At 73.1% G+C, this 17,345-nt stretch carries 14 protein-coding genes; 4 read left to right on the top strand and 10 right to left on the bottom strand.

Going from position 1 to position 17,345, the window contains the following annotated elements; genetic code table 11:
• Positions 1 to 66 precede the first annotated feature (66 nt).
• The 3 genes from ACN27B_RS30770 to ACN27B_RS30760 form a co-directional block, all read right to left on the bottom strand.
• Complete coding sequence (locus ACN27B_RS30770) at positions 67 to 1,968, bottom strand: hypothetical protein (RefSeq protein ID WP_422742839.1); 1,902 nt, start codon at positions 1,966 to 1,968, stop codon at positions 67 to 69.
• Between the two features lie 474 nt (positions 1,969 to 2,442).
• A complete protein-coding gene (locus ACN27B_RS30765; protein WP_422742837.1) occupies positions 2,443 to 4,188 on the bottom strand; it encodes a hypothetical protein in 1,746 nt (581 codons plus the stop codon).
• Between the two features lie 224 nt (positions 4,189 to 4,412).
• A complete protein-coding gene (locus ACN27B_RS30760; RefSeq protein ID WP_099164431.1) occupies positions 4,413 to 5,888 on the bottom strand; it encodes an aminopeptidase P family protein in 1,476 nt (491 codons plus the stop codon).
• A 112-nt stretch (positions 5,889 to 6,000) separates the two neighbouring features.
• Here ACN27B_RS30760 and asnB point away from each other — a divergent pair, with 112 nt between their 5' ends.
• A complete protein-coding gene (gene asnB / locus ACN27B_RS30755) occupies positions 6,001 to 7,962 on the top strand; it encodes an asparagine synthase (glutamine-hydrolyzing) (RefSeq protein ID WP_099164432.1) in 1,962 nt (653 codons plus the stop codon).
• Between the two features lie 58 nt (positions 7,963 to 8,020).
• Here the strand turns inward: asnB and ACN27B_RS30750 are convergent, their stop codons facing one another.
• Positions 8,021 to 9,145, bottom strand: coding sequence for a lytic polysaccharide monooxygenase auxiliary activity family 9 protein (locus tag ACN27B_RS30750; protein WP_099165017.1), 1,125 nt, complete (start codon positions 9,143 to 9,145; stop codon positions 8,021 to 8,023).
• A 327-nt stretch (positions 9,146 to 9,472) separates the two neighbouring features.
• Between ACN27B_RS30750 and ACN27B_RS30745 the strand changes: the two genes are divergently transcribed.
• On the top strand, positions 9,473 to 10,402 hold the full coding sequence (locus tag ACN27B_RS30745; protein WP_099164433.1) for a carbohydrate kinase family protein: 930 nt from the start codon (positions 9,473 to 9,475) through the stop codon (positions 10,400 to 10,402).
• Positions 10,403 to 10,478: 76 nt separating this feature from the next.
• On the opposite strand, the gene ACN27B_RS30740 is transcribed toward ACN27B_RS30745, so the two are convergent.
• A complete protein-coding gene (locus tag ACN27B_RS30740; RefSeq protein ID WP_422742833.1) occupies positions 10,479 to 11,702 on the bottom strand; it encodes a multidrug effflux MFS transporter in 1,224 nt (407 codons plus the stop codon).
• 82 nt (positions 11,703 to 11,784) lie between these two features.
• On the opposite strand from ACN27B_RS30740, the gene ACN27B_RS30735 reads away from it, so the two are divergent.
• On the top strand, positions 11,785 to 12,231 hold the full coding sequence (locus tag ACN27B_RS30735; RefSeq protein ID WP_098747972.1) for a MarR family winged helix-turn-helix transcriptional regulator: 447 nt from the start codon (positions 11,785 to 11,787) through the stop codon (positions 12,229 to 12,231).
• Between the two features lie 116 nt (positions 12,232 to 12,347).
• Here the strand turns inward: ACN27B_RS30735 and ACN27B_RS30730 are convergent, their stop codons facing one another.
• Positions 12,348 to 13,178 (bottom strand): MBL fold metallo-hydrolase, encoded by an 831-nt coding sequence (locus tag ACN27B_RS30730; RefSeq protein ID WP_099164435.1) that lies wholly within the window; start codon positions 13,176 to 13,178, stop codon positions 12,348 to 12,350.
• Positions 13,175 to 13,579, bottom strand: coding sequence for a thioesterase family protein (locus ACN27B_RS30725; RefSeq protein WP_098747968.1), 405 nt, complete (start codon positions 13,577 to 13,579; stop codon positions 13,175 to 13,177). The genes ACN27B_RS30730 and ACN27B_RS30725 overlap by 4 nt, the downstream gene beginning before the upstream one ends.
• A gap of 127 nt (positions 13,580 to 13,706) precedes the next feature.
• Between ACN27B_RS30725 and ACN27B_RS30720 the strand changes: the two genes are divergently transcribed.
• Positions 13,707 to 14,765, top strand: coding sequence for a phosphatase PAP2 family protein (locus ACN27B_RS30720; RefSeq protein ID WP_099164436.1), 1,059 nt, complete (start codon positions 13,707 to 13,709; stop codon positions 14,763 to 14,765).
• A gap of 22 nt (positions 14,766 to 14,787) precedes the next feature.
• Here ACN27B_RS30720 and ACN27B_RS30715 read toward each other — a convergent pair whose 3' ends face one another.
• From ACN27B_RS30715 to ACN27B_RS30705, 3 genes are all read right to left on the bottom strand, one after another.
• On the bottom strand, positions 14,788 to 16,065 hold the full coding sequence (locus tag ACN27B_RS30715) for a PH domain-containing protein (RefSeq protein WP_099165018.1): 1,278 nt from the start codon (positions 16,063 to 16,065) through the stop codon (positions 14,788 to 14,790).
• A 329-nt stretch (positions 16,066 to 16,394) separates the two neighbouring features.
• Positions 16,395 to 16,922, bottom strand: a complete 528-nt coding sequence (locus ACN27B_RS30710; RefSeq protein WP_099164437.1) for a PH domain-containing protein — start codon at positions 16,920 to 16,922, stop codon at positions 16,395 to 16,397.
• Positions 16,923 to 16,974: 52 nt separating this feature from the next.
• Positions 16,975 to 17,202 carry a hypothetical protein gene (locus ACN27B_RS30705; RefSeq protein ID WP_091573470.1) on the bottom strand — a complete coding sequence of 76 codons (228 nt, stop codon included), beginning with the start codon at positions 17,200 to 17,202 and terminating at the stop codon, positions 16,975 to 16,977.
• Positions 17,203 to 17,345: the final 143 nt, after the last annotated feature.

Genomic DNA, 17,345 nt, shown 5'->3' with positions numbered 1-17,345 from the left:
CACCGGCGGACCGGCCCCCCTGCCACTCGTGGCAGGGGGGCCGGTCCGTACCCCGGGACCGTCAGGTCAGTTGAAGCAGTCCTCGACGGTGTTGGCGCAGTTGGTGGGGTCGTTGTTGCTGATGAGGGACTCGTCGTCGAGCTTGACGTGTCCTTCGTTGTTGAGGACGCCGCCGGCGACGCGGTGCAGCTTGCTGGAGTCGGTGGCGGTGTTCTTGGTGACGTGGGTCTTGGTGAGGGTGATCTTCGCCTTGTTGTTGAAGATGCCGCCGCCGTTGAGGGCGGTGTTGCCCTTGACCAGGGTGTCGCGGATGGTGAGGGTGGCGTTGTCGTCCTCGTCGTGTTCGCGGGTGAGGAAGCCGTCCTCGATCTTGACGAGCCACTCGCCGTTGAAGATGCCGCCGCCGAAGCGGTTGGCGGTGTTGTCGACGATGACGCTGTCCGAGATGGTGGCGCTGGCCTCGTCCTTGTTGTTGGGGTAGCCCCAGTGCTTCCCGCCGGTCACCACCACACCGCCGCCGTTGCCGTCGGCGTGGTTCTTGGCGACATGCACCTTGTCGAGGTCGAGGTCGGTGTTCTCGGCGTAGACACCACCGCCGTTCTCGCAGGCGGTGTTGTCGGTGATCGCGGTGAAGGAGACGGTGACGGTGCCGCCGCTGCTGAACAGGCCGCCGCCGTTCTTGCCGGCGCGGTTGTGCGACAGGGTGGACTTGACGCCGTCCTTGCCGTGGTCGGAGCCGATGATCTCGACCGTGCCGGCCTCGTCGTGCTTGCCCTTCGGGTCGTAGCCCTTGAGCGAAGAGGCTTCGGCGTCGTGCTTGCCGGACAGGCCGTTGCCGTTGGCGATGCCGCCGCCGTTGCCGCCGGCGGTGTTGTCGTCGACGTGGGACTCTTCGACCTTGAGGACGCCCTGGTTGAAGATGCCGCCGCCGTCGCCCTGGGCGTGGTTGTCGTAGACCTTGCTGTCCTCGACCCAGACGCGGCCGTAGTTGGCGATCGCGCCGCCGTTGCCCTCGGCGTTGTTGTGGGTGAGCTTGACCTGGGACAGGTGGGCCTTGCCGCCGCGCTCGACCAGCAGCGCGCCGCCGTCACCCTCGCCCCGCTTCTCCTCCTTGCCCGGCGCGTCCGCGACCGGTGCGGCCACGGCCACCGGAGCGGCCGCCGCCATCGGAGCGGCCTGCGCCGGCGCCGTGGCGGCCTGCGCCGCGGTGGCGGCCTGAGCCCCCGCGACCGCGGGAGCGGCCGGGGCGGCCGGCTGGGCCGGCGTGAGCGCCGCCCCGTCGGTCGGGGCGCCGTTGGCCGGAGCCGGTCCCTGTCCGCCGCCGTACTTGAACTCGTTGGCGTTGCCGCCCTTGACGGTGAGGTCCTTGAGGGTCAGGGCGCCGCCGTCGACGACGCGGAAGATCCGGAAGGTGTCCTCGGCGTCGCGCTTGATGGTGGAGCCGTTGCCCTTGATGGTGACGTCCTGCTTGATCTCGGGCAGGGCGGCGCCGAACTTGCGGTCCTTGACGCCGACCTCGTAGGTGCAGTTCTCGGCCAGCTTCAGGGTGCCGCCGTGGTCCCGGTTGGTCAGGTCGAGGGCGTCGACCAGGGCGTCGTCGTCGCAGGGCACGTCACGGACCTTGCCGTGGTCGCCCTTGTCACCCCACTCGCCCCACTCGCCCTTGGCGCGGCCTTCCTGGCCACGGTCCTTGCCGTCCTTGCCGTGCTCGTCCCGGCCGTACTCGTCCTCGCCGTACCCGCCCTCGTCGTCGCCGTGGGCGTCGTCGCTGAGCTGCTGCGCGGTCGACCACTTCACGTCGGCGAGCCGGTGCGGACCGGTGACCCCGGTCGTCGCGTAGGCCACGCCGGCGAGGCTGACCGCTCCGGTCAGGCCCACGACGCCGGTGGCGAGCCAGAGCCGGCGGCGCCGGAGCGGGGAAACGGTCTCGCGGGTGGCGTCATCGTTATTGCGAAGGTAGTTGGACATCGGAGCTCTCTGCCCTCTCCTTGTACCTGACAAGGTCGCTTCGCCACAGCGAGGCGGCCTTCGCTACAAATCGGTTGTAGCTGCTGAACACGACCGTATGAGAGCCTTCTTCGCCTCGTGGCCATATACGAAAAAAACCCGCATAAGGGTGCGGGTGGGTCGCGCCGACGCAGCAGGTACGGGAGGCCCCGGCCGGGGACACCGCGCCGGGACGGGCGGTGCGGGAGGTGGTGACGGTCGGGTCGGGCGGCGGGCGGCGGACATGAGGGCCGGAGAGCGATATACCGCTCAGTCATACCTATGACCAGGAGTCATATCGTTCGTGATGCGTCCGGCAAGCCGCCGCGACACGCCCAGCGGCGTCGAGGTCCCCGGGCTGACCCCACAGGGCACGAACCGCGACAGCGATGCCGGGTCCGGAGCCCTCCTCCCGCCGCGGTGGCGGGAGGAGAGTTCCGGCGGTTATGTGGTGGTTCAGTTGAAGCAGTCCTCGACGGTGTTGGCGCAGTTGGTGGGGTCGTTGTTGCTGATGAGGGACTCGTCGTCGAGCTTGACGTGTCCTTCGTTGTTGAGGACGCCGCCGGCGACGCGGTGCAGCTTGCTGGAGTCGGTGGCGGTGTTCTTGGTGACGTGGGTCTTGGTGAGGGTGATCTTCGCCTTGTTGTTGAAGATGCCGCCGCCGTTGAGGGCGGTGTTGCCCTTGACCAGGGTGTCGCGGATGGTGAGGGTGGCGTTGTCGTCCTCGTCGTGTTCGCGGGTGAGGAAGCCGTCCTCGATCTTGACGAGCCACTCGCCGTTGAAGATGCCGCCGCCGAAGCGGTTGGCGGTGTTGTCGACGATGACGCTGTCCGAGATCGTGGCGCCCGCCGCGCCGTTGTCCTTCCCGGCCCAGTGCTTGCCGCCGGTGACCACCACGCCGCCGCCGTTGCCGTCGGCGTGGTTCCCGGCGACGTGCACCTTGTCGAGGTCGAGGTCGGTGTTCTCGGCGTAGACACCACCGCCGTTCCCGCAGGCGGTGTTGCCGCCGATCGCGGTGAAGGAGACCGTGACGAAGCCGCCGCTGCTGAACAGGCCGCCGCCGTTCTTCCCGGCGCGGTTGTGGCTCAGCGTGCTCAGGGAGGCGTCCTTGCCCTCGTGCGCCCCGATGATCTCGACCGTGCCGGCGTGGTGCTTGTCGTGGCCGCCCTTGGCGTCCTTCTCCGCTTCGGCGCCGGCGAGGTCGGCCGGGCCGTGCCCGCCGTGCTGCTCGCCGTTGCCGTTGGCGATGCCGCCGCCGTTGCCGCCGGCGGTGTTGTCGTCGACGTGGGACTCTTCGACCTTGAGGACGCCCTGGTTGAAGATGCCGCCGCCGTCGCCCTGGGCGTGGTTGTCGTAGACCTTGCTGTCCTCGACCCAGACGCGGCCGTAGTTGGCGATCGCGCCGCCGTTGCCCTCGGCGTTGTTGTGGGTGAGCTTGACCTGGGACAGGTGGGCCTTGCCGCCGCGCTCGACCAGCAGCGCGCCGCCGTCACCCTCGCCCCGCTTCTCGTCCCCACCCATCGGGCCCGACGCCATCGGCGTGAGCGCCGCCCCGTCGGTCGGGGCGCCGTTGGCCGGAGCCGGTCCCTGTCCGCCGCCGTACTTGAACTCGTTGGCGTTGCCGCCGGAGACCGTGAGGTCCTTGAGGGTCAGGGCGCCGCCGTCGACGACGCGGAAGATCCGGAAGGTGTCCTCGGCGTCGCGCTTGATGGTGGAGCCGTTGCCCTTGATGGTGACGTCCTGCTTGATCTCGGGCAGGGCGGCGCCGAACTTGCGGTCCTTGACGCCGACCTCGTAGGTGCAGTTCTCGGCCAGCTTCAGGGTGCCGCCGTGGTCCCGGTTGGTCAGGTCGAGGGCGTCGACCAGGGCGTCGTCGTCGCAGGGCACCTCGCGGACCTTGCCGTGGTCACCCTTGTCACCCCACTCGCGGCCTTCCTGGCCATGGTCCTTGCCGTGCTCGTCGCCCTTGCCTTCCTCGCGGGAGTCCTTGTCGGAGTGCTGCGGCGCCGCGGCGTGGTTGTCCGCCACCGGCTCCGTGCCGCCGGACTTGTCGTCCCGAGCGGCGAGGCCACCCAGCGCCGCCAGACCGACGACGCCGGTCAGCCCGGCCACGCCGGTGGCGACCCAGAGCGCCCGCCGCCTGCTCGTCGGCGGGGTGCCCGTCGGGGCCCCGCCGTCGGGTGTCGTTACGTCGTTGGACATGAGAGCCTTCCGCCCTTTCGGTTCTTCCCAAACGGGTCGCACCGCCCCAGGCCGGGCGACCAGCTACAAACCGGTTGTAGCCTCTGTTCGACACCGTATGAGAAGGTTCCTCGCGAGGCAGACGTATCCGAAAAAAGCCCGCATTCGGACCTTGAAGGCGCAAAAGGCGGGCCCCACCACCGTCCTGCGGTGGTGGGGCCCGCCGTGGAACGCGGCCCGGAGGCTCAGCCGGGCAGGCGGGGCCCCGCCTCACGCTGCTCGGCCAGCCAGGTCTCCACCTCGTCCGAGCGGCGCGGCAGCCCGGCCGAGAGGTTCACCGGACCGTCGGCGGTGACCAGGATGTCGTCCTCGATCCGCACGCCGATGCCCCGCAGCTCCTCGGGGACCAGCTCGTCCTCCGGCTGGAAGTAGAGCCCCGGCTCGACGGTGAGCACGTAGCCCTCGCCGAGCGGGCCGTCGCGGTAGGTCTCCTTGCGCGCGTTGGCACAGTCGTGCACGTCGATGCCGAGCATGTGGCTGGTGCCGTGCAGCGTCCACCGGCGGTAGACCGTGGAGGCCGGGTCCATCGCCTCGTCCACGCTCACCGGCAGCAGGCCGAGGTCCTTCAGCGCCTCGGCCAGCACCCGCATCGAGGCCAGGTGCACGTCGCGGAAGCCCACCCCCGGCTTGCACATGTCGATGCCGGCCTGCTGGGCGGCGTACACGGCGTCGTAGACCTGGCGCTGCAACGGGGTGAACCGGCCGTCGACCGGCAGCACCCGGGTCACGTCGGCGGTGTAGAGGTTGCGGTTCTCCACGCCCATGTCCATCAGCAGCAGATCACCCGGACGGGTGGCGCCGTGGTTGTGCACCCAGTGCAGGATCGTGGCGTGCTCGCCGGCCCCGACGATCGAGCCGTAGCCCACGTCGTTGCCGTCGTGCCGGGCGCGCAGGGCGAAGACGCCCTCCAGCAGCCGCTCGGAGACCGCCCGGTCGGCCGGCAGCGCGCGGGCCACGTCCTCGAAGCCCCGCACGGTGGCGTCGCACGCCTCCTGGAGCTGCGCGATCTCCCACTCGTCCTTGACCAGCTTCAGCTCCGAGATGGCGATGGCCAGCTCCCGGTCGCGGCCCGGTTGGCCCTCGGCGCGTGGCCCGTCGTACCGGCGCACCGCGGCGTCCACCCGGGCGTCGAAGCCGCGCAACACCCGGGTACGCCCCGGGGCCAGGTCGGCCAGCGCCGCGTCCAGCTCGCTCAGGTCGGCCGTCGGCAGGCCCAGCTCGGTCGACTTCTCCCGCAGCGTCGGCCGCCGGCCCACCCACAGCTCGCCGTGGCGGCTGCGGAAGAACTCGTCGGTCGCCCGGGACGAGCGGGGCCGCATGAACAGTGTCGCCTCGCCGCCCGGCCGCAGCACGAGGACGCTGTCGGGCTCCAGGTCGCCGGTCAGGTAGGCGAAGTCGCTGCCCGGCCGGAACCGGTGGTCGGTGTCGTTGGCGCGTACCTTCTCGGTGCCGGTGGGGATGACCAGCGTCTCGCCCGGGAAGGCCTCGGCCAGCGCGGCCCGTCGCTTGGCGTGGTTGGGCACCTCGGGCCTCGGGGTGACCGACAGCTCGGTGTCCCGCCAGCCCTGCCGCATGAACGACAGGAACGCCTCCGGGAAGTCCGGGTCGTGCGACTCCGTGCCGTCCGCCGGCTTGCCCTGCTGCGTCCGCTCCTCGGCCATGATCCGCCCTCCCTGCGCCTCGTCGCTGGTCCAGACGGTACCGCGCGCACGGGAGCGGGAGGTGCCTGCGGTGCCGCGACGGTGGCTTCCGGCGCGTGGAAAGATGGCCCCCATGTGCGGACTCCTGGCCTTCTTCAGCGCGCGCGGCGACGCCGCCGCCCACCGCGACCACATCGCCGGCGCACTGGAGTGCCTGCACCACCGTGGCCCGGACGAGACCGGGGTCGAGGTGGTCGGCGACGCCTCCGGCCGGTACGCGGACGGCGTGTTCGCGCACAAGCGCCTGGCCATCATCGACGTGGCGCTCAGCCACGAGCCCCTGCCCTACGCCGGCGGCCGCTACCTGCTCACCTTCAACGGCGAGATCTACAACTACATCGAGCTGCGGGACGAGCTGATCCGCGACCACGGGGCCCAGTTCGCCACGAACGGCGACGGCGAGGTGATCGTCGCCGGCTACCACTACTGGGGTGAGCAGGTGCTCACCAAGCTGCGCGGCATGTTCGCGTTCGTGATCTGGGACCGGCAGGAGCGGCGGGCCTTCGGCGCCCGGGACTACTTCGGCATCAAGCCGCTGCACTACCTGGAGACTCAGGACGGCCTCTACCTGGCCTCGGAGAAGAAGGCGCTGCTGCCGTTCGCGCACTCCGCCTACCAGGGCGACGCCGGCATCGACACCGCCAACCTGAGCCACTACCTGACCCTGCAGTACGTCCCGGAGCCGGGCACGCTGCACAAGGGGATCAGCCGGATCGGGTCGGGGGAGTACCTCACCTGGACCCCGGGCGGCCGGATCGAGGTGCGCCGCTGGTACCGGCCGGTGTTCCGTCCGGCGCCCGTCTCCGACGAGCAGAAGCTCTACCACGAGATCCGGGAGACGCTGCGCGAGAGCGTCCGGATGCACATGCGCTCGGACGTGCCGGTCGGCTCGTTCCTGTCCAGCGGCATCGACTCGACCGCGGTGGTGGCGCTGGCCCGCGAGTTCAACCCGAACATCCTCACCTTCACCGTCGGCTACGACGTGCCCGGCTACTCCGAGATCGACGTGGCCCAGGACTCGGCCCGGCACCTCGACGTGACCACCATCCCGACCAAGATCGGGCCGCAGGACATGATCGACGCGCTGCCGAAGATCGTCTGGCACCTGGACGACCCGGTCGCCGACCCGGCCCTGGTGCCGCTCTACTTCGTGGCGAAGAAGGCCGCCGAGCACGTCACGGTGGTGCTCTCCGGCGAGGGCGCGGACGAGTTCTTCGGCGGCTACACGATCTACCGCGAGCCGCTCTCGCTCAGCTCCGTCAACGGCCTGCCGGACGGCGTGCAGAAGGGGCTGCGGGCGGTCTCCAAGGCCATCCCGCAGGGGGTCAAGGGCAAGAGCTTCCTGGAGCGCGGCACCACCCCGATCGAGCAGCGCTACTACGGCAACGCGCGGATGTTCACCGAGGAGGAGAAGCAGCACCTGCTGCGTCGCTACGACCCCTCGGTGCGCTACACCGACGTCACCGCGCCGATCTACGCCGAGTGCACCGAGCTGGACGACGTCACCAAGATGCAGTACGTCGACCTCTACACCTGGCTGCGCGGCGACATCCTGGTCAAGGCCGACCGGATCTCGATGGCGCACTCGCTGGAGGTCCGGGTGCCGTTCCTGGACCGGGAGGTGTTCAACGTCGCCGCCGGCATCCCGGTCGACCTGAAGCTGCCGCCGCGCTCCGAGGCCACCAAGTACGCCATGCGCCAGGCGCTGCAGGGCGTGGTGCCGCCGGCCATCGTCAACCGCAAGAAGCTGGGCTTCCCCACCCCGACCCGGGTGTGGCTGCGCGGCGAGATGTACGAGTGGGCCCGGCACGTGCTGTCCACCTCCGGAGCGGGCGACCTGGTCGACCTGTCGTACGCGCTGCGGCTGCTGGACGAGCACAAGCGGGAGGAGGCCGACCACTCCCGCAAGGTGTGGACCGTGCTGATCTTCTGCATCTGGCACGCGATCTTCGTGGCGAAGACGCTCGATCCGGGCATCCAGCGCAACCAGTCCGCGCTGCTCACCAAGCCGGTCGTCGGCAGCATGGTGCGCTGACCCGTACGCGGTGAAGGGCCCCCGGGGTGTTCCCCCGGGGGCCCTTACCGGTGCGGGGTCACCGACCGGTGCAGGTGACCGTCGGCAGGGTGTTGGTGCCGGAGGTGTTCGCGGTGAAGCCGAACGTGGTGGTGCCCTCCGGTGGGACGCTGCCGTTGTAGGCGGCGTTGGTGACCGTCACCGACGCCCCGCTGCCGCTCAACGTGCCGTTCCACACCTGGTTGATGGTCTGGCCGCTCGGCCAGGTCCAGTTCGCGGTCCACCCGGCGTACGTCCGGGTGCTGTGGTTCATGATCATGACCTCGCCCTGGAAGCCGCCCTGCCAGGCGCTGACCACCTTGTACACCGCCATGCAGGTGCCCGCCGGCATGGTCGGCGTCGAGGTGGGCGTGGGCGTCGGCGTGGTGGGCGTGGGCGTCGGGGTGGTGGGCGTGGGCGTCGGGGTGGTCGGCGTGGGCGTCGGCGTGCCGCCGCCCGAACCGATCCCGGTCACCTCGCCGTTGCCGCCGTCGAACGTCACGTCGGAGCAGCCGAAGAAGTTCTCCTGGCTGTCCGAGCGGACCCAGCGCGAGTAGATGATGTGCCGGCCGCTCTTGTTGGTCGGCAGGTTGCCGGTGAAGTAGTAGTGCCCGTCGTTGGTGCCGACCGCGCCGCGCTGCGGCGGGTTGGTCACCTGCAGGAACGGCTGCTCCTCCAGGTCGCTCCAGGCCAGCGGGCGGGTCGGGCTCCAGCTGTCCTTGGTGACGTAGAAGTAGAACGTGCCCGGGTGGTGGGCCCAGTTGCTGTAGCGGAACTCCATCGACCGCCCGGCCGTCAGGTGCGTGATCGGCCAGTCGTTGCGCGCCGCGTCGTAGCCGCTGAAGTTCGGGTTCCCACCGCTGCACAGCTTGCCGTCGGGAATGAACCCGACGGTGCGTCCGCCCGCGTCCGAGCGCAGCACGCTGAACCAGTTGTAGAGCGAGTTCGCCCCGTTCTGGGCGACCGCGGCGGAGCAGGCGGGGTTGTTCGGCCGGATCTCCCCGGTGCCGGAGAGGCCGTCCTTCCAGCACAGGTAGGTCCGGGCGCCCGGCGTCATGGCCGCGCCGTGCGCGGCGGCCGGATCGGAGTGGGAGGCCAGGGCGAACGCGCCCAGGGCCAGGGTGAGGGCCGCGGTGACCAGCGCGGCCGTACGGGATCGGTGCACGGGGATCTCCTGACTGGCGGAGCGCGACCTGCTCTCGGCCCGCCCCGCTGCGACGAGCGGATGCGACGATCGCGGTGCCCGCGCCCGGCGGTCGGCGTGCGGCCGGAACCGTCGGGGGACGCGCACCGCCTGCGGTCCGTGCCACGGACCGTGGGTGCCCTCGCGTCGGCTCGACCCGGCGGCGCGGCAGCCCACCGCGCCCTCCCGGCAGCGCCATCCCATCACGTCCGGCCGCCGTATGCAATAGCCGCTGGTCGATGCCCGGGTCCCGTCGCGCCGGATCCCGGCATGCGCCAGGATCGGGGGAGGACGAGGAGAGGAGCCAGGATGGGGTACGCGGTGGTGCTCGGCGAGGCGCTTGTCGACCTGCTCGACGCCGAGCACGACGGGGAACCCGTCTACCGGCAGGCGGTCGGCGGCGGGCCGCTCAACGTGGCGGTGGCGGTCGCCCGGCTCGGCGGGGACGTGCAGTTCGTCGGCTCGCTCGGCGACGACGCGCTGGCCGGACGGATCCGGGCCTTCCTCACCGGGGCCGGCGTGGGCGTGGCCGGCGCGGTGACCGTGCCCGCCCCGACCGCGCTGGCGGTGGCCACCTTCGCCGGTCCGGAGCCGGAGTTCCGCTTCTACGGCGAGCCCCGCTCGTACGCCCTGCTCGGCCCGGACGACCTGGACGTGGCGCTGGTCGAGGGCGCCGACGTGCTCTACTGCGGCTCGATCGTGCTGCTCGACCCGCCGGTGCTGGCCGCCGCCCGCCGCGCCTGGGCGATCGCGGGCGGCCTGCGGGTGTTCGACCCGAACGTCCGCCCCAGCCTGCTCACCGCGCCCGACGCGCTGGACCGGCTGCGCGGGGTGGTCGCGGAGTTCGCCGCCGGGGCACACCTGGTCAAGCTCAGCAGCGCCGACGCCCGGGTGCTCTACCCGCACGAGCCGGTCGCGGGCGTCGCGGCGTACCTGCGGGAACTGGGCGCGACCACCGTCGTGGTCACGCTCGGCGCGGACGGCGCCCTGGTCGCCGCCGCCGACGACGTGGTGCGCGTGCCCGCCCCGAAGGTCGAGGCGGTGGACGCCACCGGCGCCGGCGACTCGGTGATGGGCGCGCTCGTGGCCGAGCTGCTCGCCGCCGGCGAACCGGCCGACGCGCTCGGCTGGCGGGAGCGGGTGGCGTTCGCGCTACGGGTGGCCGGGCTGGTGTGCGAGTCGCCCGGCGGCGCCACCGCCATGCCCACCCGCCCCGCCGTCACCGCCCGCTTCGCGTGAAAGGAGGGGCCCCTTCTTAACGCCTCCGGTAGAGGAGGGGCCCCCTGTTAACACACCGGCCCTCGGGCGGCGGAGGTCAGCGGGGGCGGGTGAGGGTGAGGACCGCCGTCAGGGAGAGGGTGGCGGCGCCGGCCAGGACGGTGGCCATGGGGAGGGCGCTGCCCTCGCCGCCGAGACCGACCAGGGGTGCGGCGAGCGCGCCGACCACCGACTGGACGCCACCCATCAGCGCGGCGGCGGTCCCGGCGTGGCGGGCGTGCGCGTCCAGCGCCAGCGCGGTGCTGTTCGGCATCACCATGCCCAGCGAGCCGACGAAGGCGAACAGCGCCACCGCCGTCACCGCCAGGCTGCCGGCGAGTGCGCCGGTCAGCACGCCGGCCGCCGTGACCAGGCCGACCACCAGCGTGGTGACCAGCAGCCGGCGCGGACTGAACCGGTCGAGCAGCCGGGCGTTGAGCTGCCCGGTGGCGACCAGGGCGAGCGCGTTCACCCCGAAGATCACGCTGAACACCGTGGCGGAGACGCCGAAGACGTCCTGGAACACGAACGACGACCCCGAGATGTACGCGAACAGCCCGGCGAACGCGAAGCCCTGGGTCAGCGCGTACCCGAGGTAGACCCGGTCGGCGGCCAGCGACCGCATGGTGCGCGCGGTGGCGGCCAGGCCGCCGGTGCTGCGGCGCTGCACCGGCAGGGTTTCCGGCAGCCGCAGCGCCACCGCGACGGCGAGCAACGCGCCGATGACGGCCAGGGCGACGAAGACGGCCCGCCAGGAGCCGAACCGGAGCACCAGGCTGCCCACGCTGGGCGCGGCCACCGGCGCCACGCCGAAGACCAGGGTGAGTCGGGAGAAGTACTTCGCGGCGTCCCGACCGGAGTAGAGGTCCCGGACCACCGCGCGGGCGACCACCACGCCCATGCCGCCGGCCACGCCCTGGACGAACCGCGCGGCGGCCAGCAGGGGAGCGTTCGGCGCCGCGGCGCAGGCCAGCGCGAGCACGGCGTACGCGACCACGCCGATCAGCACGGGACGGCGCCGTCCCCAGCGGTCGCTGAGCGGACCGGTGACGAGTTGGCCCAGCGCCAGGCCGACCAGGCAGGTGGTCAGGGAGAGTTGGATGCCGGCCTGGTCGGCGCCGAGCTCGCGGGTCATCGCCGGGAACGCCGGCAGGTACATGTCCAGCGAGAGCGGGCCGATCGCGGTGAGCGTGCCGAGCAGCACCAGCAGGGTGATGCCGCCGCCGGCCGCGGCGGGCCGGTCGACGGTCGGGCGCGCGGTGGCCCGCACGGTCTGGCTCACGGAGGTTCCCCCTGGATCTGGTGCGTTCCGGGTAACCTTATCTCTGTAGTCAGAACTATTGCGATGTGAAGCAGGTGACTCCGTGGCGACCGACGAGGAGATCGCGCGCTTCGGCGCCGTGCTCGGGGAGCTGCACCGGCTGCTGCGCCGCCGGACCGTCGCCCGCGCCGCTCGGGAGCCGCTGCCCGAGGCCCAGGTGGAGCTGCTCCTGCTGGTGCGGGCCGCCCCGGGCATCAGCGGCAAGGAGGTGGCCCGCCGGCTCGGCACCGCGCCGAACACGGTCAGCACGCTGGTGCGCGACCTCACCGACGCCGGGCTGCTGGCCCGCGAGCGCGACCCCGCCGACCGCCGGGTGGTCCGCCTGCACGTCACCGAGGCGGCCCGCCGGCGGATGGCCGACTACGAGGTCCACCGCGCCGCGCTGCTGACCGAGTCCCTCGCCGAGGTGGATCCCGCGGCCCGCTCGGCCGTCCTGGCCGCCGCCCCGCACCTCGACGCGCTGCTCACCGCCCTGCGCAACCGCCCCTGACCCGCGACCGCCGCCGCACCAACCGCCGCCGCACCGACCGGCCGCCGCCGCACCGACCGGCCGCCGCCGCACCGACCGGCCGCCGCCGCACCGGCCGGCCGTCGCCGGCCGCGTGCTCAGGCGGTGCCGTCGAGTTCGGCGTAACCGCGGCGGGCCGCGATCAGGCCGGGCCGGGCCCCGAACGGCGACTCGGCCGCCACCCGCTCCGGCGGGGCGCTGCCGGTGTGCCCGGCCCGGATCAGCCACGCCTGCCGCGCGAGCCGGGCGTGCTGCTCGCGTACGAAGTCCGCGTCGACCGGCTCACCGTGGCCCGGCACCACCACCGTGGCCGGCGTGGTCAGCCGCAGCAGGTCGGCCACCGCGTCCGGCCACTGCAACGGGTACGACTCCTCGAAGGCCGGCGGCCCGCTCTGCTCCACCAGGTCACCGGCCACCAGGACGTCCGCGTCCGGCACGTGCACCACCAGGTCGGCGTCGGTGTGCCCGTGCCCGGGGTGGCGCAGCAGCACCCGCCGCCCGCCCACGTCCAGCACGGTCTGCTCGTGCACCGCGTGCGTCGGCGTCGCCAGCTCGGTGCGCGCCAGCTCGTCGGCGAGTGCCGGCTGCTCGGCGCGCATCTCCTCGTACGCCGCCCGGCGCAGCGCGTCGGGGTGGTCCCGTAGCACCGCCACCGCCTGGGCGTGCGCGTACACCTCGGTGCCCGGCTCGGCGGCCAGCGTGACGTTGCCGAAGCAGTGGTCGAAGTGGTGGTGGGTGTTGACGATCGTCCACGGGTGCGGGGTCACCGCCCGGGCGGCCGTGGCCAGCTCGCGGGCCTGCCCGGCGGTGGAGAGCGTGTCCACCAGCAGCGCGGCTCCGTCGCCCACCACCAGCACCACGTTGACCCGCAGCAGGGGCTCGCGCAGCAGGTGCACGCCGGCGGCGATCTCCTCGAAGCGAGCGGTCATGACGCGCCGACGGCCCGCTCGACGAAGCGCTGCCGGTCGACCAACGCCCGCTCGACGCGCCCCTGCGCGGCGACCGTGTGGCCGTCGGTCACGGTCACCTCGAAGACCAGCCGGCGCCCGTCGACCTTGACCAGCTCGGCGTGGGCCGACACGGACCGCCCGACCGGGGTGGCCGCGCGGTGCTCCAGCTCGACCCGGACTCCGACGGTGGTGGACCCGGCCGGCATCCGGGGCGCCAGGGCCGCCACCGTGGCCGCCTCGGCCAGCGCCAGCACCCGGGGGGTGCCGAGCACCGGCACGTCCCCCGAGCCGAGCGCCCGGGCGGTGTCGGCGTCGGTCACGGTCAGCTCGACGCGGGCGGTCAGGCCCGGCGCGAACGGCGACTCCGGCTGCTCCTGCATGCGGCCGAGCCTAGTGCAGCCGACGGCGGACCGTCCGGCGTCCGGGCCCCCCGCCGACCCCGCTCCGGGCCGGCCCACCGACGGTCGGCGTCGGTCCGCCGGTCGCCCGCCGTTAACCTTGTCCGCGATGGCCGTGCTGACAGATCCCCCGCCCCCCGCCCCCGCCGGACCGACCGCGTCCCCCGACGGCGGGCGTCGTCGTGTGATCGCGATGACCGTCTGGGGCATCGCCTTCGTGGCCGCGTGGCTCGCCATCGGCCTGCCCACCGACCCGGCGTACGCGTTCCTGTGGATCTGGGCCGGCACGGTCGCCTGGAACTCGGCCCGGCCGTGGCGCAGCCACCTGCGCTTCGCCCGGGACTGGATCCCGGTGGTGCTGCTGCTCGCCGCGTACAACCTGTCCCGCGGGTTCGCCGACAACGGCGCCACGCCGCACGCCATGGAGCTGATCGTCGCCGACCGCTTCCTGACCGGGTGGGTCACCGGCGGCGAGGTGCCGACGATCTGGCTCCAGCAGCACCTCTACGACCCGGACCAGGTGCGCTGGTGGGACGTCCTGGTGAGCTGGATCTACTTCTCCCACTTCGTGGCGACGCTCGCCGCCGCCGCCGTGCTGTGGATGCGCAACCGGGGGCGCTGGATCGCGTACATGTCGCGGTGGGGTTTCCTCTGCGCGGCCGGCCTGGTCACCTACTTCGCCTACCCGGCCGCGCCGCCGTGGTGGGCGGCGCAGAACGGGCTGCTCACCGAGGTGGCGCGGATCTCCACCCGGGGGTGGAAGGAGATCGGCATGCACGGCGCGGGCAACCTGCTCAACGCCGGGCAGATCGCCTCCAACCCGGTGGCCGCCATGCCGTCGCTGCACACCGCGTTCGCGCTGTTCGTGGTGCTGTTCTTCCTGCGCTCGGTGCGCCGGCGGTGGTGGCCGCTGATGCTGGCGTACCCGCTGGCCATGACGTTCACCCTGATGTACAGCGGCGAGCACTACCTGATCGACGTGCTGGTCGGTTGGGCGTACGTGGGGATGACGTTCCTGGTCGTCGGCCTGGCCGAGCGCTGGTGGCGGGCCCGACGGTCCCGCCGGGACGGGACCCCGACCGCCGTGACCGGCGTCACCGCGCCCGCCGCCGGCCCCGACGCCACACCCGGGGCCGACCGGGACGCCGTTCCCGCCGAACGTCGCTGACCGTCCTCCGGGCGGCCCTTCCCTACGCCGCCCGGCGCGCGTGGCGCGCCCGCGCGGTCAACTCGGCCGCCAACTCCCAGGCGTCGGTCAGGTCCCGGTCGACCGCCGCCGCGCCGGCCCCGCCGGCGGTGTCGGCGTGCACGGTGGCCAGCCGTAGCCGGCGCTGTGCCGGGCCCTGGGTGACCCGCACGCTCTGGATCCGGGCGTACGGGACCAGCGTCAGCCGGCGGGTCAGCAGCCCGGAGCGGGCCACGAAGACCTCGTCGTCGAGGCCGGCGCCGACCGCCGCCCGGCTCAGCGGGCGCAGCCAGCGGGCCCGCGGGGGCGGCGGCGTGGCGGGCAACGCCCCCAGCCGTACGCCGGGCAGCACCTCGGCCACGACCAGCTCGCCGGTGCCGGTGTCACCGACCGGGAGCAGCCGGTCCGGGCGGTTGCGGTCGTCCGGCTCACCGGCCGAGTAGCCGGCCACCTCCAGCCGCAGCCGCAGCCAGCCCTTGACCCGCCAGAGCAGCGGCCAGGTCACCCCGACGGTCTGCACCCGGTGCAGCGGCACGGTCTGCATCCGCGTCTCCAGCAGCCCGTTGTGCACCCGCAGGGTGCCGTCGTCGCGGTCCAGCCGGAAGCTCCAGTCGTCGAGCACCCGGCGGATCGGCTGGAGCAGCACACCGGCCATCGCGGTCAGCGTGCTGGCCACCGCGATGAACGACCAGGAACCCTCGGACAGGAACTGCGCCACCACGAACGCCAGGCCGAACGGCAGCAGGAACGCCTGCGGCGTGAGCAGTTGGCTGACCAGCAGGTCCTGGTTGCGCACGGCGTGCAGCCGGCGGCCGGCCGGAGCGGGCGCCGGCGGCGTGGCCGGATCGGCGGGCACGGACGCCGGCGCGCGACCGGCCACGGCGAGCAGCCGCTGCCGCAGCGCGGTGGCCTCGGCCACGCTGAGATAGGCCAGCGGCGCCTCGGTCTTGCCCCCGCCGACCACCTCCAGCCGCAGCTCCGCCAGGCCGGTGAGCTGGGCCAGCAACGGCCGTACCACCTCGACCGCCTGCAACCGCTCCAGCGGGATGGCCCGGGTGCGCCGCCACAGCAGCCCCTCGTACACCCGCAGCTCCCGGCCCACCACGTGGTAGCCGGTGTTCCACCAGCTGATCACCGACAGCACGGTGGCGCCGAGGACGAAGACCGCGACGAGCGCGGCGAACCAGCCGAACCCGACCCGGGACAGCGTCGACCAGGAGAGCCCGGCGATCACCACGACCAGTGACTTCGCGCCGTGCACGGCGGGGCTCAACGGGTGCAGGCGCTGCCGCGGCTCCTCGCCGCCGGCCGGCGGACCCCACGGGCCGGGCGGGGGCGCGGCCGGCGCGGCCCAGGGCCCGGCAGCCGGTCGCGCCGCGTACCCCGGGTGTGGCGGCCCGTACCCCGGGTGTGGCGGCCCGTACCCCGGTTGCGGTCCGTGACCGGGCGGTGGTTCGTGGCCCGGCGGTGGTTCGTGGCCCGGCGGCGGGGCGGGCGGGCCGTAGCCGGTCGCGGGCGGCCAGGGGTGTCCGTTCGTCGTCGGCTCCGCATCGGCGGGCCGGTCCTCCCGGGGCGGGGGAGCGCCGCCGGACTCCGGCTCGCTCCGCCCGCTCACAGGCCCTCCGCCCGGTCCTCGCCCAACGCGGTCAACCGGTCCCGCAGCCGGGACGCCTCGGCCGGGCGCAGGCCGGGCACCCGGGCGTCGCTGGCCGCCGCGGCGGTGTGCAGCTGCACCGTGGCCAGGTCGAAGGCGCGCTCCAGCGGACCCGCGCTCACGTCGACGAACTGCATCCGGGAGTACGGCACGATGGAGAGCCGGCGGACCAGCAGCCCGTGCCGGACGAGCAGGTCGTCGTCGCGTTCGGCGTACCCCCAGGCGCGGACCGCGCGCACGATGGTGACCGCGCGCCACGCGGACAGCAGCAGCGCCACGCCGATCGCGGCGCCGAGCAGCCAGTGCCCGGCGACGGCCCAGATCACGCCGAGCACCACCAGCGCCACGGCCAGCAGGATGCCGAGCCGGATCAGCTCCACCCAGATCAGGTCGCGGGAGATCGGCTGCCAGCGGACCGTCTCCGGCCAGGGCTCCAGCGGCCCGGGCGGAGTGGGCGGCGGGCCGGCGCGGTCGGCACCGTTCACCGGGCGGACCCGCCGTGGCGGCGGACGGCGGGTGGTCGGACGGTCTGCTCGTTCACGATTCGAGCGTAGGCGATTCCGGCAGCGGCACCACCTCGCGCAGGAAGCCGCGCGCGTCGAGGAAGTCACCGAGCGAGGCGCGGTGCGCCGGGCAGGCCAGCCAGGTCTTGCGCCGCTCGGGGGCGTGCAGCCGGGGATTGTGCCAGCGCAGTTGGAACACCGCGGGGGCGCGACATCCCCGCGCCGAGCAGATCAGCGCCTGGTCCGGGATGGGAGTCGTCACCGGGGCGAGTCTAGGGCCGCACGCCGGGAGTTTGAGCGCCGGGCGGCCACGGGGGGAGCCGCCCGGCGACGGGGTGAATCGTACACACGCCGGACCCCTTGTTGTCCACCCGTGTTCAGCGTTTTCCGCGCGGTGGGACGGCG

Source organism: Micromonospora sp. WMMD754 (genome assembly GCF_049315235.1).
Lineage (GTDB): Bacteria > Actinomycetota > Actinomycetes > Mycobacteriales > Micromonosporaceae > Micromonospora > Micromonospora sediminicola.
The sequence above is the reverse complement of the archived record's forward strand: the minus strand, read 5'-3'. Positions and strand labels throughout refer to the sequence as shown.